Here is a 17,519-nt window from a genome sequence, read left to right as displayed (position 1 = left end):
ACCCGCTGGAATAGGAGATGGTGTGGAGTCCGACGGCGCTCCGCCTGATCCAGGATGCCGTGATCGTCCTCCGGTGCCCGGCTACTGCTCCGCAGCCGGGCGCTCGTCGATGACCGCCGGCAGTCCGAAGGCTTCGAACAGCTCCGGGTAGAGGAAGTTGTGGTGGCCGACGATGCGCCCGCCGTCGGTCTCGATGACCTGGATGGCCCACGGCTTCCACAGGCCGGGTTCCACGACGTGGTAGTTGGCGAATCCGCCGGCGCCGTTGACATCGACGGGGATCAGGCGACCGCCCTCGCAGACGCTGCCCTTTCCGACGAACCAGGCGCGGACGTCCGCCGGTCCGGAGAGCCACAGGTCGAACGGCGGCATGGAGAGGACCACGTCCTCCCGCAGCAGTGAGACGAGCAGGTCCATGTCGTATGCCTCGAAGGCCCGCAGGTACCGGGCGAGCAGCACCTTGTGATCCGGATTCTCCAGGGGCATGTGCGGGGCGGGCGCCTGGGCCGCCATCGTCCTGCGCGCACGCTGCAGGGCGCTGTTGACGGACGCGGGGGTGACCTCGAGCAGAGCCGCGACCTCGGCCGCCGACCACCGCAGCACCTCGCACAGGATCAGGGCGCTGCGCTGGAGGGGTGGAAGGTGCTGCAGGGCCGCCACGAAGGCCAGGCGCACGGTGTCGCGGAGCTCGGCGACGGCGGCGGGATCACCCGAGGTGTCGATCACCCGTTCGTCGGGGATCGGCTGCACGAACACGCCCTCCGTGAGGGGAGCACCGAGGACGGCGTCTGCCGTGCGCGTGGATGGGCCGAGGTCCATGGGGCGGGCTCGGCGCTGCGGGCTGCGCAGCATGTCGACGCAGACGTTGTGCGCGATCCGGAAGAGCCATGTGCGCAGGGCCGACTGCCCGGCGAAGGAATCCTTCTTCGACCAGGCCTTGAGCATCGTCTCCTGCACGGCGTCCTCGGCCTCGGACGCCGCCCCGAGCATCCGGTAGCAGTATCCGGTCAGGTCGCGTCGCGAGGATTCCAGGAGCTCCTCGAACGAGGCCGTTCCGGGGGCGGCATCCTGCAAGGCAGGAGAAGTGGGTTGCTGCATCCCCCGAGCCTAGTCACGCTGGTCCACGGGCGGGAGGGAGCGGCCCCGGATTCTTCCGCGGACCGATGAGTCCGGACCGGTCGCAGCGTCTACTCTGTGGAAACGTCACCGTGAACCTCAGATCGGGAGCACCCATGCGCAGACTCACAGCAGGCCTTTTCTCCTCCGTCGACGGCGTCGTCGAATCCCCCCACCTGTGGCAGTTCGACAGCTTCGACCCGGAACTCGGCGCCGGCATGAACGCGATGATCGAGCGGGTGGACACCGTGCTGCTGGGACGGCGGGGCTACGAGGAGTGGGCGGCCTACTGGCCGCAGGCCGAGGCGACCGACCCGTTCGGCAGCTTCATCACCCCGGTGCAGAAGTTCGTGGCGTCGCGCACCCTCAGCGGCGAGCTGGGATGGACCAATACCTCCCTCATGACCGCGCCCCTCGAGGAGTTCGTTGCCGACCTGAAGGAGACCGACGGCGCGGATATCGCTGTCTGCGCCAGCATCTCCCTGGTCCGGCAGCTCCTGTTCGCAGGGCTGCTGGACTCGCTGATGCTCATGACCCACCCTGTGGTCGCCGGTGCCGGTCGCCGCCTGTTCGAACCGTCGGACCCCGTCACGCGGCTGGAGCTGCAGGACACCACGATCACCAGCAAGGGCAATGTCCTCGCGTCCTACGGCCTCCGCAACGACTAGGAAGGGATAGTCATGTCGTTTCAGGCATATCTCGATGCCATCGAAGCCACGACCGGTCTGACGCCCAGGCAACTGGTCGATCAGGCGAAAGAGCGCGGTCTCGACGGGCCCGGGACGAAGGCCGGGCAGGTCGTGGCCTGGCTCAAGGAGGACTACGGCCTCGGCCGCGGCCACGCGATGGCGCTGGTCCACGTCCTGAAGAACGGGCCCACCATCAGCGACAGGCACGTGGCGACCGGTGGATCCCACAGCGACGGATCCACCGAACTGTGGCTGGACGGGAAGGCGACGAAACCGGAGGCGGCCTCCCCCTGACGACGTCCGGACGCGCCTAGACTGCTGGCCATGGCCGTCCTGATCGATCCACCGACCTGGCCCGCGCACGGCACCGTGTTCTCCCATCTGGTCTCGACGTCGTCCCTCGAGGAACTCCATGCCTTCGCGGCGGCCGCGGGCATCCCGCGACGCGCCTTCGACGAGGACCACTATGACGTCCCGGAACGGCGGTACCGCGACCTCGTGGCGCAGGGTGCGCAGGAGGTGGCCGGGGCGGAGCTGGTGCGTGCCCTGATCGCCAGCGGCCTCAGGGTCCCGGCCCGACGTCGGGCGCCGAAGCTCCGTGCCGCGCTGTTGACCCGCTGGGAGGCTCTCCTGCCGGCAGTCCCCGGCCTCGGCCGGGAACTGCTCGACCGCTGGGCCGAGGGGCACCGCGAGTACCACAATCCTGCCCATCTGCTGGCGGTCCTCGAGGCGCTGGACGTGCTGCTGGAACCGGCCGATGAACCCGTGCGGGGCGCCGTGCTCCTGGCGGCCTGGTTCCACGACGCCGTGTACGAGGGCGTTGCCGGCCAGGACGAGCGCGCGTCCGCGTCGCTCGCCGTGCAGCGCCTTCACGGCATCGTGCCCGACGCCGTCGTCCGGGACGTCGAGCGCCTGGTCCTTCTCACGGCGACGCACGAGCCGGCACCCGAGGACCGGGCCGGCCACCTCCTGTGCGACGCGGACCTCGCGGTGCTCGCCGGCGCCCCGGAGGACTATGCCCGCTACGTGGCAGCGATCCGCGCGGAGTACCGGCATGTTCCCCGGCGGGCATTCACCGACGGGAGGCGTGCCGTCCTGCAGCGCCTCCTCGGACTCGACCCGCTGTATCGGACGACCACGGCGCAGGCCGAATGGGCGGGACGGGCGCGCAGCAACCTGGCCCAGGAACTCGAGTCGTTGTGACCCGGTCCATGGGCCCTGTCCGGCGCCCGGCGTGACCCCTACGATCGCCCTATGGGATCCGTGGAGGACGCACTCGCCGCGCTGGAGGAACCTGACCAGGCGTGCCTGCGTGCCGTGGTCGCCACGGCCCGGGGCGCCCGGCCCGACGCCGTCGACGGCGTGAGCTACGGCATGCCGGCACTTGTCCTCGCCGGGAAGCCCCTGCTTGCCGTGGCCGCCACCGCGGGGCATCTGTCGCTGTATCCATTCTCCTCGGGGGTGATCGACGCCGTGGCGCCGCGGCTCGAGGGCTTCTCCCGGTCGAAGGGGACCATCCGCTTCACGGCCGACCATCCGCTCCCGGAGGACCTGGTCCGGGAGATCGTCCGCCTCCGGAGCCTCGAGATCGCCGGCTCGTAGCAGGGCTCCGATCCGTCACGCAACCCCGCCCCGACGGGAGGAAACTGCTTCCCCGGGCCGCACGGCCGATGCCACCATGAGGAGATCGAGGATGGCCGGCATCGCACGTCGGCACCTTCCCGGGCAGTCAGGAAGCCGGCCGTCGGGGAGCCTCGTCGCATCGCCGTCCCGGCGGTGGCGGTCGACCGGCTTCCAGCCCCCGTCCGGGCCACCCGAAGGAATCTGCCAATGCAAGGTCTGCACACCCATACTGCGATGAGACACGCGGATCTCCCCCTGCCTCTGGTCTGGGACCACCTCCAGAACCTGGGAGGCGGCATCGATCGTCTCGAGGTCGACGCCTACCTCCACGGCCTGATGGCCCTGCCGCTCGCTGATCGCAACGACGTGACGCAGGCCGTGAACGAGCTGCTCGACGACCTGGAGGCGACGGGCCACCACGCCTGCTGCCGAGCGCCCTACAGCGCCGTCGACCCCGACACGACGGCGCGGGGCGCCCTGGCCTACCCGTCGTGCACGGTCACGGGACGCGGTCGATGGGGACGGCCGATCACCACGCCGGGCCGACCCGCCGCGCCCGCCGGGCGTCGGCCCCAGGGGCTGTCGCCGCTACCGCCCCTCCGTCGGGACCGCTGACGGCGCCTGCCCACCACGACGGTCGCGACGATCCCATGGACGCGGCGGGGCCGGACCCGGAAGCCCGCCCTCTCGAGGAGCCGGGGGCACTGCAGCTCCTGGTCCTCGGCCACGCCGGTCAGGGAACCTTGTTGCCGCCCCGGTCCTGCATGCACCTGTATTCGACGTCCGCTGCGTAGCTCCAGGGCGCCAGCGCTCCTCGGGGTCCGCGTCGACCGGGATCGCCCCTCCCGTACCTCGACATCGCCCACGGTTGCGGCAGGCGCCCGGCCCCGATTTCTGTGGGTACTATTCTCTTGGTCGTTTAGCAGCAGGCGGCCCCTCACCTCCCCCCTGCCCGCAGCACGGCGACCGGCAGGGGGTTGATGCAAAGGTCTGCCTGTTGGTTGGTTACCAGAAAGAGAACGGTCCGGGAGTATCGGGCATGCTGCAGGACATGGTCCTGGACAGCGACGACGTCGAGGAGTTCCTGACGAAGCTCGTCACCGTCGCCGGGCGCAGCCTGTCGGCCGACGACGAGGTCCTGTGCGGCGTCACCCTGCTGCGGGCCCGGACCAAGACCACGGTCGCGAGCAACGGTCCGGACGCCCAGAAACTGGACGAGGTCCAGTACGAGTACGACGACGGTCCGTGCCTGCGCGCCGCACGAGAGGGCTCCGTCCAGTACGTCTGCGACTTCGACGCCGAGGAACGCTTCCCCGAGTACAGCCGGGCGATCGCCGGGCACGGGATCAGGTCCGCGCTGGGCGTGCCCATCCCGCTCGAGGGCGAGGCGACGGCGGCGCTCAACTTCTATTCGCCCCTGGTGGACGCCTTCGATGAGGACTCCGTGGCGGCGGCGCGCCACTTCGCCGAGGAGGTCTCGACGTCGCTCCGCCTCGCGGTGCGCATCGCGGAACTGACCGAGTCCAGCGCCGACATGCGGGCCGCGATGCAGAGCCGGACCACGATCGACCTCGCCGTCGGCGTGATCATGGGGCAGAACCGGTGCTCCCAGGATGCCGCGATGTCCATCCTCAAGGCCGCGTCCAGCGCCAGGAACATCAAGCTGCGCGACGTCGCCGCGTCCGTCCTGGAGTCCCTGGGTCAGGGGCCGGTGAAGTTGCACTTCCAGTAGGCGGTACGGCCAACGGTAGGGGAGGAAGAACGTGAACGAGCGGAACCAGCGGGAACCCGTCGTCGACGCCGTGCGTCGATCGGGTCTGTCCGGCCCCGAGGCGGCGCGGGAGGCCGTGGACCTCGACCCGCCCCTGGCCGATCACCGGGCCGGCGGCGTGACCCCGGACTTCATCCGGCTCCTGGGCGCGGCCGGCTCCGCCTTCCTCGACGCGGAGGCGGCAGAACGCGGTCGCCTCGATTCGCTGGAGCAGCTGCACCTCCTCGACACGCCCCCCGAGGAGCGGTTCGATGCGATCACCCGCCGGGCAGCGGAGCGGTTCGGTTGCGAGATCGCGACGCTGGCCCTGATCGCCCGGAACCGGCAGTTCATCAAGTCCGCGGTGGGCGAGGCGCACCAGGACCTCGATCGGACGCGGGTGTTCTGCAACGCGACCATCCGGTCCTCCGGTCCACTGGTCCTGCCCGACACCCTCGAGGACGGGCGTTTCCGGGACCACCCCTTCGTGGCCGGCGCGCCGCACATCCGCTTCTATGCCGGCGCTCCGCTGCGCGGTCCCGGCGGCTGGCTGGTCGGCACGATCTGCGTCATGTCCCTCTCGCCCCGCCCGTTCACCCCTTCGGATCACCAGGACCTCGAGGCTCTCGCGCAGGAGATGCAGCACGAGGTCTATCCGGACTGGAAAGCCTGGAGCCTCTACTGAGCCGCGCGGACGAGGCCCTCAGCGCTCCACCGGACGGTCCGCGAGCGTCACGTCCGCCGTCCGTGTCTCCGAGCCCCGTCGGATCCCGACCGGGACCGTCTCGCCCGGATCGTACCGGCGCAGTGCTGACAGGAGATCCTCCGGGGTAACGATCTCCTCGTCCCCGATGCTGGTGATAATGTCCCCGGGGCGGATGCCGGCGTCGTCCGCCGGCCCGCCCTGCGATACGGACAGGACCACCACTCCCGTGGCGTCCTCGAGGTTCAGCTGCTCGGCGATCTGGGGGGTGATCGGGCCGGGAGCCAGTCCCATGAACGCGTGGTCCGCGGTGGCGTCCTCCCGGAGCTCCTCGGCCACTTCCGTGGCGATGGAGGCGGGGATGGCGAAACCGAGGGCGACGGCGCCCTGCGAGGGCGGGATGTAGGCCTCGCTGATGCCCATGATCTCGCCCTGACCGTTCACGACGGCGCCGCCGGAGTTGCCGGGGCTGATGGCCGCATCCGTCTGGATGAGGTCCACCAGGGACTGGCTCGTGGCCGCCGAGCCGGGGATCTCCCGGTGCAGGCCCGAGACGATGCCCGAGGTCGCGGTGTTCTCGAAGCCGAGCGGGGACCCGATGACGACGGCGAGCTCGCCGATGCGGGGCAGGTCCGGCTGGAACGTCGCGGCCGGGAGGTCACGCCGGTCCGCCTGTACGAGGGCGAGGTCGGACACGGTGTCCGCAGCCTGGACCGTCCCGGACACCCGCCGGCCGTCCGCGAAGGCCACTTCGACGTCATCGTTGCCGCGGATCACGTGCTCGTTGGTGAGGATCAGCCCGTCCTCCGTGTAGATCACGCCGCTGCCGAGCCCCTCCTCGGTGAAGATGGTGACAACGGAGGGCTGCACGGCCTCGACGATGTCCGGGATGCCCATGTCCTCTTCGGCGCCCGATGCGGCCGCACCGGTGCCGACGCCGGCGCTGGGGGAGGGAGAGCCGGTGCCGCCCGGCACCTGCGGCGGCGCGGCGGCATCCCCTCCCGTACCCGTGCAGCCGGTGACGGCCGGCAGGAGGGCGCACATCAGGGCGATCAGCGGTGCGCGGGTCCCGGTGTTCCGCGTCATGAGGAGGTCCTCTCTGCACCCTGCCGCGTCAGAAGCGGCCGTCGGTGCCCTGGTCGCGTCGGCGGAGCGGGTTCTCACGCCAGTCCTGGCGGTCGGAGGTGTCCGGGCCGTAGCCGGGGCGCAGCAGCGGCTCGTCGGGATCGTCCTCGGGGTGCGGCCCGCGGGGTGCGCCCGTGCGGTGGGTGAGCCAGTACCCCCAGCCGATGCAGGCCGCGGCGGTGAGGATGATCAGCAACCCGATGGCAAGGAGGAGCGGTGCCTCCGCGGGCGCCGGCGTGCCCGTGGACTCGGCCCGGGCGAAGTCCGACACCGCCTGCGGAACGAAGAGGGTGCTGACGAACAGCAGGGCGAGACCTGCCAGGTACTGCTTGACGCCGAGTTTCATGACTTCCCTGGGTGTCCTTGCGGTCGGTTCGGGGTTCATCCCAGCTTAGGCCCTGGCGCCGCACCTCTACGCTGGACTGGTGCGTGAATCACTGCCCAGCAACCGCCGGCTCAGCCGCAGTATCCTCCGGCTCGCCGTCCCGGCCCTGGGCGCCCTGATCGCGGAGCCGCTCTTCCTGCTCGCCGACTCGGCGATCGTGGGACACCTCGGTGTCGAGGAGCTCGCCGGGGTGGGGCTCGCGTCCACGGTGCTGCAGACCGCCGTCGGGCTCATGGTCTTCCTCGCCTACTCCACGACGCCGGCCGTCGCGCGCCTCCTCGGTGCGGGTCGCCTGCCCGAGGCGCTCGCGGCAGGGCGCGACGGCGTGGGCCTCGCCGTCGTGCTCGGGGTCCTCCTGTCCGTCCTGGGGTGGGTTACCGCTCCGCAGCTGGCGTCGCTGATGGGTGCCGAGGGGGCGGTGCACGCCTTCGCGGTGGACTACCTGCGCTGGTCGATGCCGGGGCTGACCGCGATGCTGGTGGTGCTCGCGGCGACCGGCGTGCTGCGCGGGCTGCAGGACACGCGTACGCCGCTGATCGTCGCGGGTGCGGGGTTCGGTGTCAACATCGTGCTCAACTACCTGCTTGTCTACGGCGCCGGGATGTCCGTGGCCGGATCCGCGCTCGGGACGAGCCTCGCCCAGTGCGGCATGGCGGCCGTCTACCTCGTGATGATCGTCCGCGCGTCCAGGGGCCAGCGGGTTCCCCTGAGGCCGTCCCTGCGCGGCATCCGGCGCACGGCCGGCGTCGGCTCCTGGCTCATGCTGCGCACGCTGTCGCTGCGTGTGGCGATCCTCGCGACCGTCTTCGTCGCGACCGCGCAGGGCCCCCTCAGCCTCGCTTCGCACCAGCTCGTCATGACGGTCTTCACGTTCCTCGCCTTCGCCCTCGACGCCCTCGCCATCGCCGCGCAGGCCCTGATCGGCAAGGAACTCGGGTCCGGGAACCGCCCGCTCGCGGCGGCGCTCACACGGCGCATGATCACCTGGGGCGTGGCGTTCGGTGTAGTCACCGGCTGCGTGCTGGCCGCGGCGGCGCCCTTCGTCGGGTGGATCTTCACCCCGGATCCGACGGTCCAGGCGGCGTTCGCGGCCGGCCTGTGGGTCCTGGCCGCGTTCCAGCCGATCTGCGGTCTCGTCTTCGTGCTCGACGGCGTGCTGATCGGGGCGGGCGACGCGCGCTACCTGGCGATCGCCGGCGTGGTGAACCTGGCTGTGTATCTCCCGCTGCTGGGCCTTGTCGGGATGGCTGACCTGACGGGCGGCGAGGGGATCGTCTGGCTGTGGCTGGCTTTCGGCGGCGGTTACATGCTGGCGCGCGCGGCAACTCTGGGGTGGCGGATCCGGGATGATCGGTGGATGGTGACCGGGGCGACGCGCAACGCGGTGGTGCGGGAGGCAGAGCGGTGAGGCTGGATCAGCGCAGCCGCTACAGGGCCGCCGTGGTGCCCGTGGTGCCCGTCGTTCTGGGACTCCGATTCCCGTGGCTGAGGGGTTGACCGAGGGATTCTCCGTCTGCCCATCCCCGACTCTCCCCATTTGTCCATCCCGGGCTGGAGGACGAGCGTTACACGCGGCGGTTGGTTGCACGAGGTAACGTGATTGGTGGGCTGACATCCGTCGGCCGATTCAGTCATCACACGGGTTTCCAGGAAGCGGCATCATGATCAGTCAGGACGTGCAGCAGTGGATGGCCGTCCAGACTCTTCGGATCACGAACTTCGATGCGTCGTCGGTGTGGGCCACGTATGCGAGTCTCGGTGGCTCGTGCGACGACCGCGAGGTCATCACCTACCTCGAGGGTCGGGGCACTCTGCCTGCCCTGGATCGGGATCTGGTCGCGCACGCGCTGAACGAGATGATCGAGGACAGCGGGCTCCCGGTGGACGGCGCCCACTACAGCACCGATGACGTCGCGGACGGATCCGGTTTCGGGGACAACCTCCGCGTCCTGGTCCTGGACCCCGACGGGCACCGCTTCGACAGGCCCGCCGCGACGGCGCCCTACGGGATCGCCGCTGACGGCCAGGAGATCGATGGTGCCACGGAGCAGGAGGAGGACGCCGAGTACAGGCGCTGCCACGCCCTCTACGAGACCGGACTGCTGGACACGGGAGCGGAGGACCGCTTCGACCGCTACACGAAGCGGGCCCGCGAGCGTTTCGGGGTGAGCTCGTCCTCGATCGCCCTGATCACCGAGGACCGGCAGGTCATCAAGTCGGTGGTGGGCCCGATCGGGCAGGACCTCCCCCGTGACACGGCCCTCTGTTCACGCACGATCGAAGCCTCCCGGGTGCTGGTCATCACGGACGCCAGGACCGACCCCGAGTACAGCGACCACCCCCTCGTCGTCGGTGGCCCTCACATCCGTTTCTATGCCGGCTACCCGATCACGACCGCCGACGGATGGCGGATCGGGACGCTGTGCATCATCGATGACCGTCCGCGTTCCTTCAGTGACGCCGACGCGCTGGACCTCCAGCGCATGGCGCTGGATCTCGAAGTCGAGATCTGGGTCGGCGACACCGACTAGGACCACCCGCCTCCCGGCGTACGCGCCACTGTGAGACAGCAAGGGCGCCCGCAGCAGCGGGCGCCCTTGCTGTGCATCCCGGGTGGGGACGCTACTTCCCGACCGGACCGAACATGGCGTCGATATCCGCCATCTCCATGTCAGCGGTCGCCTGGATCAGTTCGAGCAACTCGGGATCCAGTCCGGGCGCGAACTCCTCCAGGCGTTCCGGCGCGATCACCGACGGCACGCCCTCGGGGGCCTGCTCACTGGCGTCGAGCGTGGTGCCGTCCTTCGACGGCGACAGCCCCTGGTAGATCTTGCCGGCCTCCGACTGGCCCTTGAGGTCGAAGGTGTACTGCTTGCTCTGCAGCCCGAGGTCGAGGAGCTTCTTGACCTCCGGGAACTGCTCGGCATTGGTCTTCGGGATGGGCAGGAGTGACTTCCAGTTCACCCCGAGGGTCTCGAGGGCCTTGGCGTATCCGTTCTCGTGGGCCTGGTCGCGGACGATCAGGTAGGAGATGGTGGAGCGCGCGGTCTTGTTGTCCGTCATCTCGTACATGCGACACTTCTGCAGGCGGCCTGTGGCTTCGAGCATGAGGTTGTACAGCAGGTCCAGTGGGAGGTTGCCGGAGTTGTAGACATAGCTGCCGCTCCACGGGTTGCCGGCCGAATCGACCGGCATGGCTCCTTGCGCGCCCACGAGGTAGTGGTGGATGTTGCCCTCGGACAGGGCGAGATTGAGGGGGATCGAACCACCGGCGCCGGGGGTGTCCAGCGGATCGTCGACCTTGCCCTGGTAGCGGGGCGAGCCGTCGAGGAGCCGGGAGATGGTGGTGCCGATCAGCTCGACGTGGCTGATCTCCTCGGTGCCGATGCCCTGGATCAGGTCACGGTAGGGCTTGGCGGCCGCGCCTCGGAAGTTCATGCTCTGGAACAGGTACTGCATCATGGTGCGCATCTCGCCGAACTGCCCGCCGAGGCCTTCCTGCAGGGCGTTGGCCGCAGCCGGATCCGGCTCGTCGGGAATGATCTCGTTGATGAGTTGCTGGACATGGAAGAACATAGAGCCTCCTAAAGGGGCGGCGACAGGCCACCGCCTCTCACACTTCTCCGGAAAAGCCGTCCGTACAACCCTGCTCGCTCTCCGACGGCAGGAGTTGCCAGAAGCGGATGACTGGGTCTAGGGGACTGACGGGCTCCCTCGGCTCGGGCGATGAGCGCCGGAGGCGGGTGGGCGGTGACGTGAGCGGGTCAGAGTCCCCGGAAGAGTTCCTGCAGAGCCCGATCGCGGGCCCGGTCCTGATCGTGTTGATGGTCCTGGCGGGTGGGTGTCAGGGCCCGGTCGATGATCTCCTGGGAGATGACGACGACCTTGCGGTTGACCCGCTGGCTGTGGGAGCTGAGCTGGGCGAAGGCTTCCGTCGCGGTGAGGCCGGCGCGGCCCATGAGGATCCCTTTGGCCTGCTCGATGACGGCCCGGCGGAGGGCGGATGCGGCGACCGCCTCGTTGGCGAGCTGGTGTCGGTCGATGTGGATGGAGCGGGTGAGGTCCACGACCAGCGCCCACACTCCGACGGGCTCGGTGTCCTCGACGATCAGGTCCGCGGAGATGAGGAGTTTGCGGGTGGTGCCGTGGAGGTCGCGCAGGGACGCGTACACCGAGGACGGTCCACCGGTCGTGGTGACTTTCGTCCAGAACGCCTGGACGGCGGCCCGGTCCGCGGGGTCGAAGTGGGACATCCCGAGTTCCAGGGTGGGGACCACGTCGCCGCGTTCGTAGCCGTGGATCCGGTACACCTCGTCCGACCAGTTGTAGGTGTCGTCGGCGAAGTAGTGCTCCACAGTGCCGGTGGGGCAGTCGATGAAGTACTCGACACTGGACACGGCTTCGGGCAAGGGAACAGCGGGATCAAGGGCGGAGGTCATGGAAGAGCCGTTCGACGCGCTCTGATCCGGGCTGGCGTCTTAACCCGGACCTCAAAGGAGCAGAATAACAAGAGGCGCCGAATCGTCGATCACCACGCGGTCTGCCCCCGGGATTGGGTTCGGGACTGGACTGCCGGTGTCCCTCCGGTGGCCGGCTGCTTGACCGCCGGAGGGACTCCCACGTTCGTGCACGAGGCTCGTCGGTGTATCCGGCTGAGTCCGCGGACGAATCCGGGACATCTTCTGGGGTGGTCTCAGTATGGGCCCCCGACGAGCGGCATGGCCCCGTACACCCCGGAAGATCAGCTGTGTCCATCGCCCGGGGAAACTGGTACGGGCGCCGCCCGGGAGCCCGTGCCGGGGCCCGGCCCCCGTGTGAGACGAGGGCCGGCACCGTGCCGGACTAAACTGGACCTGCCGGAGATCGCCCGGCCGCGCACCCTTCCAGAGAGGCCCTTGATGGCTGCCGCATCGTCTGACCCCGGCGCCGGGCCCGACCTCGCCGAGTTCACGGTGTGGAAGCCGTTCCTGCTCCGCGCCGTCGTCAGCGGCGTCTTCGGCCTCGTCACGATCTTCTGGCGCGAGCCCTCCACCCTCGTGCTGTCCATCGTCGGGGGGCTGTACCTCCTGCTGGTCGGTGCCACGTATCTCTGGACGCACCGCATGACGCACTGGAGCGCCGGGGCGAGGGTGGTCACGGATATCGGCGGTGGCCTGCTGCTCGGGGCCGGCGTCGCAGGCCTCGCCGTCGGGACCGATGCCGCGTTCGCGTTCGCCGGTGCCGTCGCGCTCGTCGTCGCGGGAGCCGCCGAACTGATCCGTGGGTTCGCGGCGCGAGGGCACGTGGCGGCGCGGGACCTCGTCGTCGTCGGCGTCGTCGGCATCGCCACGGGGGCCATCCTGCCGTTCGTCGAGCCGCTCGGCGCCCACGCGCTGCTCGGCGTGACGGGCGGCGGCGCGCTGCTCACCGCCGTCGTGCTCGGCATCGCAGCCCTGAGCTATCGGCATGATTCAGCGCTCAGCGCACCCTGGGGGTCCGGCGCTGCGGGCGATCCGGACCCCGTAAACTAGAGGCTCTACGCCTCGTAGAAGATTCGCATCACCGGAAGGAGTGCCCGTGGCCAAGCGCCAGCCGGGGAAACCCACCCAGGGACGGTTCCGCTACGGCATCAAGGCGCCCCTGGTCTTCTCGGCGGTCCTGGCCGTGGTGGCCGGGGTCGCGACGTCGATCTTCGCGACGGGCGGCGGATCCAGGGTGCTGCGCATCGATCTGGGCCTGACCGCGGCGGGGATCGCCTTCATCGTCTCCCTCGTGATCTGCGCGATGCTCATGATGGCGGAGACGCCGAACGCCGAGCACCTCAGCAAGGGATCCGGCATCAACCGGTCCTCGGCGAAGCCGGACCCGAAGGGACCGGCCGCGCAGGGTTCCACCGCATCGGGTCCGACCGCGCAGGGTCCGTCCGCGCCGTCGCCGACCGCTTCCGAGCACGGCGACCAGCCCCGCTACGGGGAGCGACTCCCGGAGCAGGATTCCTGACGGGTATGCGCCCCTCGCCTCCTTGACGGCGCTGTTAGCCTGCCCCCATGGGCGACGAGCTACGGGCATTCATCAGGGACTTCGGCACGATGGTGCGCCTCGCGCAGGAAGCGCAGCCGCACTCCGCCCGCGGTAGGGAACTCGTCGAGACCCTTGCAGCGCACCTCGGTGTGGACCCGGGCAGCCTCCCGGTGGTGGTCGAGGACGTCCCGGCCCACCGCTTCGTGGACGCCGACATCCTCCTCGCATCGCTGACCCGGGAGGGACGGTGCGTGGGGGTCGGCGGTGGCGACCAGCGACACCACATGTCCCTCGGCGACATGATCCAGCAGTCGGAGCTGTACCCGAACTTCCCCCTGTCGCAGCCGGACTACGCGAACCTGCCCGTCGGCCCGGACGAGCAGCGGCAGGCGGTCGCGCTCGGCCTCCACCTGTTCCACCGGGACGGCGTCCCCGTCGCCCTCCTGCAGCGCAGGGCCGAGCCGCGCTACGGACGGCAGGTCGCATCCCTCGAGGTCCTGTGCGCGGATGCCGACGCCGTCGCCGGTCTCCTGGCGGAGTTCCGACGGCGGATGCAGCGCGAGAGCGTGATGAAGGGGCAGGTCCTCTCGCTGACCACCGAGGATTTCGGGCCGAGCGCCGCGGGCGTCACCTTCCATCGGCGGCCCACGCTGGAGGCTGCCGACGTCATCCTCCCCGACGGCCTGCTGGAGCGCGTCAGTGAGCACGCGCTCGGCATCGCATCGCACCGGGAGGCGCTCCAGCGGGCCGGCCAGCACCTCAAGCGCGGCATCCTGCTGTACGGCCCGCCGGGTACCGGCAAGACCCACACGGTCCGATACCTGCTGAGTGCGAGCGAGGGCACCACGGCGATCATCCTGTCCGGCGGCACCCTCGCCCACATCGCGGAGGCGGCGCGGATGGCCCGCGCCCTGCAGCCGTCGATCGTCGTCCTCGAGGACTGCGACCTCATCGCCGAGGACCGCAGCTTCGGCCACGGGCCGCAGCCCCTGCTGTTCGAGGTGCTCGATGCGATGGACGGGCTCGACGACGACGCCGACGTCACGTTCGTCCTGACCACCAACCGCGTGGACATGCTGGAACGGGCTCTCGCGCAGCGTCCCGGTCGCGTGGATCTGGCCGTCGAGGTGCCCCTGCCGGCCGAGCACGAACGCGCCGAACTGCTGCGGCTGTACGCGCGGGGCCTGCCGTTCGGCGCGGACGCCCTCGGGACCGCCGCGGGCAGCACCGCCGGCACCACGGCGTCCTTCACGCGGGAGCTGGTCCGGCGGGCCGTCCTCGCCGCCGCGCTGGAGGGCGTCCCGGTGGCGGACGCCCATCTGCTCGGCGCCGCGGACGAGCTGATGGCCGACGACGCGTCCCTGACCCGGAGCCTGCTCGGCAGCAACGGTCCCGAGCCCGCCGACCTCCCGGCGGTACCCGCGGCATCGTTCGGGTGGGGCCCCGGAGCGGTGGCGTACTCCGCCGGCTACTCACCCGCGCAGGGCCCGGGCCCCGGTTTCGCCGACGGTGGCTACTCGGAGGACGGCTTCCCGGATGACGGCGTGGAGGGAATCGGCGGCGTCGGGGGCCGGCCGTAGCGACGGGAGGCAACACACCGGGTGCCGGTCAGGCGCTCCGGGCCTTCCGGGCACGGTACGCCTTCACGTGCGTCCGGTTCGCGCAGTTGCCGGTATCGCAGAAGCGCTTCGAGCGGTTGCGGGTGAGGTCGAGCACCACCCCGTCGCAGTCGTCGGCCGCGCAGGAGCGGAGGCGGTCCAGCTCATGTCCACGGATGACGTCGGCGAGGGCCATGGCCGCCTCCGTGGCCATCCGTTCCCCGAGCGGAGCCTCGGGTGCGGTGGCGTGGAAGTGCCAGTCCCACTCGTCATGGCGGACCAGTTGTGGGAGTGCGTTCGCGCGGCGGAGGATCGCATTGACGAGCCCGACGGCGGTGTCCTCCTCCGCGAACCAGATGCACTCCAGTTCGGTGCGTAACGCGCGCACGGATCGTAGCTCGGCGTCGGTGCGGGTGCGGGAGCCGCTGAACCGCTGCTCCTCGAGGAAGCGGTCGAGCCCCTCCGGCGTCGTCAGGGGGTCCAGGTCATCCTTCGCGGTGTTGATCAGCGCTGCCACGGTCGAGAGTGCCACCTCTGTGTCATAGGTGAAAGACATGTTGACTCCTGACATCGCGCCGGTCTAGTGTCACGACCATAACCATTTGTCACCCCTGACACCAAGCATCGATCCGAAGGGAGAGGTCGTGTCCCTGCGCCCCACCGCCGGCCTCTGGATAGCGCTCGTCTCCGCCGCGACGTTCGGCGTCTCCGGCCCGTTCGCGAAGTCCCTGCTCGAGATCGGCTGGAGCCCCGGCGCCGCCGTCGGGCTGCGCATCGGGGGCGCCGCCGTCGTCCTGCTCGTCCCGGCGCTGATCGCCCTCCGCGGCCGCTGGTCCACCCTGCGCGGCAACGCGCTGACCATCGTGATCTACGGGACGACGGCGATCGCGCTCTGCCAGCTCTTCTACTTCAACGCTGTGCAGCGCATGTCCGTGGGGGTGTCGTTGCTGCTCGAATACCTGGCGCCCGTGCTGCTCGTAGGATTCCTCTGGCTGCGCTCGCGCACTGCCCCGCACACGCTGACGATCATCGGGTCCGTCACGGCGATCCTCGGGCTCCTGCTGGTCCTGGACCTGACGGGTGACGCCCGGCTCGATCCCGTCGGCGTGCTGTTCGGTCTCGCGGCCGCCGTCTGCCTCGTGGTCTTCTTCCTCATGTCCGCGCGGGTGGACGAGACCCTACCGCCGATCGTCATGGCCGGCGGGGGCATGGTGGTGGCGGCGGTGACCATCTCGGTCCTCGGTCTGACGAACATCATGCCGTTCCGGTTCGTGTTCTCGGACGTCCGCCTGGCCGGGGGCACCTACAGCTGGATCGTCCCGGTGGCCGTCCTCGTCCTGGTCGCGACGGTCGCCGCCTACGTGACGGGCATCCTCGCCGCGCAGCGCCTCGGCTCGAAGGTGGCGAGTTTCGTGGCCCTCACCGAGGTGATGTTCGCCGTGCTCGCGGCGTGGCTGATCCTCGGCGAGTTGCCAGGTCCCGTGCAGCTGCTCGGCGGGCTGCTGATCGTGGCCGGCGTGGTGTGCGTCCGGGTGGACGAACTGCGGTCCACGCCCGACGGCGACCTCGAGGCGGCGCTCGACCAGCCCAACCCCGTGGAGCCGCTGCCACGTCCCTGAGGTCGGCGACGGGAACTCCCACCCCGCCGTGATCGGTTGAACCTTCAGCAGCGTCGTCTCTTCCGGGCCCTGCCACCCCGACAGGAAGGCACGCGAACCATGGACAGCATCACCGGGCACTCGCGAGGACGCCCGGGCCGGCTTCGTCGTCTGCTCCTGGGTCTGCTCGTGATCGGCATGCTCGCGTCCGTGCTCGTGCTCCTCGGAGCCGGCCTGCTGAGCGGCTTGCGGACCGCAGGTGGTCCGGTGCTCGGGGGTGCGGAGTGCACCGTCCGGACCTCCGAGGGGGAGATCGGACTCACCCGGAGCGAGGCGAAGCAGGCCACGACGGCGGTGGCGCTCACGGCCCGCGGGGTACCGGCTCCGGACACCGCCGGGATCGACGACGCGGTCCTGCAGCGGCTCGCGGAGGGACCGGCCGATGATGCCGGTCCCGGCCTGGCCTGCCGTGGTTCTGCCGCCGACGGCCTCCCGGTGGAGGACCTGACGGCCACCGGCCTGACCCCGCGCGCCGAGCAGGTCCGCCTGGCGATGGCAGAGGTGTTCGGCGACCAGAGCCTGGGCGGGTTCGCTCCGGGCGGAGTAGGGCAGGGACACGGTGCGGAGTCCACGCACTACGACGGTCGGGGCATCGATGTCTTCTTCCGCCCCGTGACGGAGGAGAACCGACGCGCCGGGTGGCTGGTGGCCCACTGGCTCGTCGCGCACGCCGAGGACCTCGACGTCCAGTACGTCATCTTCGACGACCGTTTCTGGAGCGACCACTCCTCCAGGGCGCAGTGGGGCGACTACGAGGCGCCCGAGCCGGCCAACGAGATCCTGCGCCACCTCGATCACGTGCACGTCGACGTGCTGCGCGGAGGCACCTGACGGAGTGCGCGGGCGCCCTGCAGTGGTCTGTCAACCCCGTC

20 protein-coding genes are annotated in these 17,519 nt (G+C 70.2%); 14 read left to right on the top strand and 6 right to left on the bottom strand.

The window, feature by feature from the left end:
• Nucleotides 1-81: 81 nt before the first annotated feature.
• Entirely contained in the window at nt 82-1,098 is a 1,017-nt protein-coding gene (locus AC4D2F_RS10240; RefSeq protein ID WP_490910440.1) for a sigma-70 family RNA polymerase sigma factor, read from the bottom strand.
• A gap of 134 nt (nt 1,099-1,232) precedes the next feature.
• Between AC4D2F_RS10240 and AC4D2F_RS10235 the strand changes: the two genes are divergently transcribed.
• The 7 genes from AC4D2F_RS10235 to AC4D2F_RS10205 all read left to right on the top strand — a co-directional run bounded on the left by AC4D2F_RS10235 (nt 1,233) and on the right by AC4D2F_RS10205 (nt 5,863).
• A complete protein-coding gene (locus tag AC4D2F_RS10235) occupies nt 1,233-1,784 on the top strand; it encodes a dihydrofolate reductase family protein (protein WP_490910439.1) in 552 nt (183 codons plus the stop codon).
• A gap of 12 nt (nt 1,785-1,796) precedes the next feature.
• Nucleotides 1,797-2,099, top strand: coding sequence for a DUF4287 domain-containing protein (locus AC4D2F_RS10230; protein WP_490910438.1), 303 nt, complete (start codon nt 1,797-1,799; stop codon nt 2,097-2,099).
• 30 nt (nt 2,100-2,129) lie between these two features.
• Nucleotides 2,130-3,008: a DUF4031 domain-containing protein gene (locus AC4D2F_RS10225; RefSeq protein WP_490910437.1), complete on the top strand. Its 879-nt coding sequence runs from the start codon at nt 2,130-2,132 to the stop codon at nt 3,006-3,008.
• Between the two features lie 51 nt (nt 3,009-3,059).
• On the top strand, nt 3,060-3,407 hold the full coding sequence (locus AC4D2F_RS10220) for an iron chaperone (protein WP_490910436.1): 348 nt from the start codon (nt 3,060-3,062) through the stop codon (nt 3,405-3,407).
• Nucleotides 3,408-3,662: 255 nt separating this feature from the next.
• Nucleotides 3,663-4,043: a hypothetical protein gene (locus tag AC4D2F_RS10215; RefSeq protein WP_490910435.1), complete on the top strand. Its 381-nt coding sequence runs from the start codon at nt 3,663-3,665 to the stop codon at nt 4,041-4,043.
• A gap of 424 nt (nt 4,044-4,467) precedes the next feature.
• Nucleotides 4,468-5,160 (top strand): ANTAR domain-containing protein, encoded by a 693-nt coding sequence (locus AC4D2F_RS10210; protein WP_490910434.1) that lies wholly within the window; start codon nt 4,468-4,470, stop codon nt 5,158-5,160.
• 31 nt (nt 5,161-5,191) lie between these two features.
• On the top strand, nt 5,192-5,863 hold the full coding sequence (locus AC4D2F_RS10205) for a GAF domain-containing protein (protein WP_490910433.1): 672 nt from the start codon (nt 5,192-5,194) through the stop codon (nt 5,861-5,863).
• An 18-nt stretch (nt 5,864-5,881) separates the two neighbouring features.
• Here the strand turns inward: AC4D2F_RS10205 and AC4D2F_RS10200 are convergent, their stop codons facing one another.
• Together AC4D2F_RS10200 and AC4D2F_RS10195 are read right to left on the bottom strand one after the other, a co-directional pair.
• Nucleotides 5,882-6,967 (bottom strand): S1C family serine protease, encoded by a 1,086-nt coding sequence (locus tag AC4D2F_RS10200; RefSeq protein WP_490910432.1) that lies wholly within the window; start codon nt 6,965-6,967, stop codon nt 5,882-5,884.
• A 28-nt stretch (nt 6,968-6,995) separates the two neighbouring features.
• Nucleotides 6,996-7,352 (bottom strand): hypothetical protein, encoded by a 357-nt coding sequence (locus AC4D2F_RS10195; RefSeq protein WP_104167641.1) that lies wholly within the window; start codon nt 7,350-7,352, stop codon nt 6,996-6,998.
• A gap of 79 nt (nt 7,353-7,431) precedes the next feature.
• Here AC4D2F_RS10195 and AC4D2F_RS10190 point away from each other — a divergent pair, with 79 nt between their 5' ends.
• Both AC4D2F_RS10190 and AC4D2F_RS10185 read left to right on the top strand, forming a co-directional pair.
• Nucleotides 7,432-8,799, top strand: a complete 1,368-nt coding sequence (locus tag AC4D2F_RS10190) for an MATE family efflux transporter (protein WP_490910431.1) — start codon at nt 7,432-7,434, stop codon at nt 8,797-8,799.
• 253 nt (nt 8,800-9,052) lie between these two features.
• On the top strand, nt 9,053-9,922 hold the full coding sequence (locus tag AC4D2F_RS10185; protein ID WP_490910430.1) for a GAF domain-containing protein: 870 nt from the start codon (nt 9,053-9,055) through the stop codon (nt 9,920-9,922).
• Between the two features lie 91 nt (nt 9,923-10,013).
• Here the strand turns inward: AC4D2F_RS10185 and AC4D2F_RS10180 are convergent, their stop codons facing one another.
• Nucleotides 10,014-10,967 carry a manganese catalase family protein gene (locus AC4D2F_RS10180; protein ID WP_490910429.1) on the bottom strand — a complete coding sequence of 318 codons (954 nt, stop codon included), beginning with the start codon at nt 10,965-10,967 and terminating at the stop codon, nt 10,014-10,016.
• Between the two features lie 188 nt (nt 10,968-11,155).
• Nucleotides 11,156-11,830 carry an ANTAR domain-containing protein gene (locus AC4D2F_RS10175; protein WP_490910428.1) on the bottom strand — a complete coding sequence of 225 codons (675 nt, stop codon included), beginning with the start codon at nt 11,828-11,830 and terminating at the stop codon, nt 11,156-11,158.
• Between the two features lie 459 nt (nt 11,831-12,289).
• On the opposite strand from AC4D2F_RS10175, the gene AC4D2F_RS10170 reads away from it, so the two are divergent.
• The 3 genes from AC4D2F_RS10170 to AC4D2F_RS10160 are packed head-to-tail and all read left to right on the top strand — an operon-like array spanning nt 12,290 to nt 14,971.
• On the top strand, nt 12,290-12,901 hold the full coding sequence (locus tag AC4D2F_RS10170; protein ID WP_490910427.1) for a hypothetical protein: 612 nt from the start codon (nt 12,290-12,292) through the stop codon (nt 12,899-12,901).
• Nucleotides 12,902-12,947: 46 nt separating this feature from the next.
• On the top strand, nt 12,948-13,370 hold the full coding sequence (locus AC4D2F_RS10165) for a hypothetical protein (RefSeq protein WP_490910426.1): 423 nt from the start codon (nt 12,948-12,950) through the stop codon (nt 13,368-13,370).
• Nucleotides 13,371-13,417: 47 nt separating this feature from the next.
• Nucleotides 13,418-14,971 (top strand): AAA family ATPase, encoded by a 1,554-nt coding sequence (locus tag AC4D2F_RS10160; protein ID WP_104167648.1) that lies wholly within the window; start codon nt 13,418-13,420, stop codon nt 14,969-14,971.
• Between the two features lie 28 nt (nt 14,972-14,999).
• Here AC4D2F_RS10160 and AC4D2F_RS10155 read toward each other — a convergent pair whose 3' ends face one another.
• Nucleotides 15,000-15,545: a CGNR zinc finger domain-containing protein gene (locus AC4D2F_RS10155; protein WP_104167649.1), complete on the bottom strand. Its 546-nt coding sequence runs from the start codon at nt 15,543-15,545 to the stop codon at nt 15,000-15,002.
• 88 nt (nt 15,546-15,633) lie between these two features.
• Between AC4D2F_RS10155 and AC4D2F_RS10150 the strand changes: the two genes are divergently transcribed.
• Both AC4D2F_RS10150 and AC4D2F_RS10145 read left to right on the top strand, forming a co-directional pair.
• On the top strand, nt 15,634-16,608 hold the full coding sequence (locus tag AC4D2F_RS10150; protein ID WP_490910425.1) for an EamA family transporter: 975 nt from the start codon (nt 15,634-15,636) through the stop codon (nt 16,606-16,608).
• Between the two features lie 99 nt (nt 16,609-16,707).
• On the top strand, nt 16,708-17,478 hold the full coding sequence (locus AC4D2F_RS10145) for a VldE C-terminal domain-containing protein (RefSeq protein ID WP_490910424.1): 771 nt from the start codon (nt 16,708-16,710) through the stop codon (nt 17,476-17,478).
• Nucleotides 17,479-17,519 lie beyond the last annotated feature (41 nt).

The organism is Arthrobacter sp. TJ-263 (genome assembly GCF_058269155.1).
Note: the sequence above shows the minus strand (reverse complement) of the source record. Positions and strands in the feature narration are given on the sequence as shown.

Excerpts from the sequence above, each read along its gene's own strand:
- AC4D2F_RS10220 (WP_490910436.1), top strand. The coding sequence starts at position 3,060 with ATGGGATCCGTGGAGGACGCACTCGCCGCGCTGGAGGAACCTGACCAG.
- AC4D2F_RS10215 (WP_490910435.1), top strand. The coding sequence starts at position 3,663 with ATGAGACACGCGGATCTCCCCCTGCCTCTGGTCTGGGACCACCTCCAG.
- AC4D2F_RS10145 (WP_490910424.1), top strand. The coding sequence starts at position 16,708 with ATGGACAGCATCACCGGGCACTCGCGAGGACGCCCGGGCCGGCTTCGT.
- AC4D2F_RS10185 (WP_490910430.1), top strand. The coding sequence starts at position 9,053 with ATGATCAGTCAGGACGTGCAGCAGTGGATGGCCGTCCAGACTCTTCGG.
- AC4D2F_RS10175 (WP_490910428.1), bottom strand. The coding sequence starts at position 11,830 with ATGACCTCCGCCCTTGATCCCGCTGTTCCCTTGCCCGAAGCCGTGTCC.
- AC4D2F_RS10230 (WP_490910438.1), top strand. The coding sequence starts at position 1,797 with ATGTCGTTTCAGGCATATCTCGATGCCATCGAAGCCACGACCGGTCTG.
- AC4D2F_RS10200 (WP_490910432.1), bottom strand. The coding sequence starts at position 6,967 with ATGACGCGGAACACCGGGACCCGCGCACCGCTGATCGCCCTGATGTGC.
- AC4D2F_RS10240 (WP_490910440.1), bottom strand. The coding sequence starts at position 1,098 with ATGCAGCAACCCACTTCTCCTGCCTTGCAGGATGCCGCCCCCGGAACG.
- AC4D2F_RS10235 (WP_490910439.1), top strand. The coding sequence starts at position 1,233 with ATGCGCAGACTCACAGCAGGCCTTTTCTCCTCCGTCGACGGCGTCGTC.
- AC4D2F_RS10160 (WP_104167648.1), top strand. The coding sequence starts at position 13,418 with ATGGGCGACGAGCTACGGGCATTCATCAGGGACTTCGGCACGATGGTG.
- AC4D2F_RS10195 (WP_104167641.1), bottom strand. The coding sequence starts at position 7,352 with ATGAAACTCGGCGTCAAGCAGTACCTGGCAGGTCTCGCCCTGCTGTTC.
- AC4D2F_RS10170 (WP_490910427.1), top strand. The coding sequence starts at position 12,290 with ATGGCTGCCGCATCGTCTGACCCCGGCGCCGGGCCCGACCTCGCCGAG.
- AC4D2F_RS10210 (WP_490910434.1), top strand. The coding sequence starts at position 4,468 with ATGCTGCAGGACATGGTCCTGGACAGCGACGACGTCGAGGAGTTCCTG.
- AC4D2F_RS10180 (WP_490910429.1), bottom strand. The coding sequence starts at position 10,967 with ATGTTCTTCCATGTCCAGCAACTCATCAACGAGATCATTCCCGACGAG.
- AC4D2F_RS10225 (WP_490910437.1), top strand. The coding sequence starts at position 2,130 with ATGGCCGTCCTGATCGATCCACCGACCTGGCCCGCGCACGGCACCGTG.
- AC4D2F_RS10155 (WP_104167649.1), bottom strand. The coding sequence starts at position 15,545 with ATGTCTTTCACCTATGACACAGAGGTGGCACTCTCGACCGTGGCAGCG.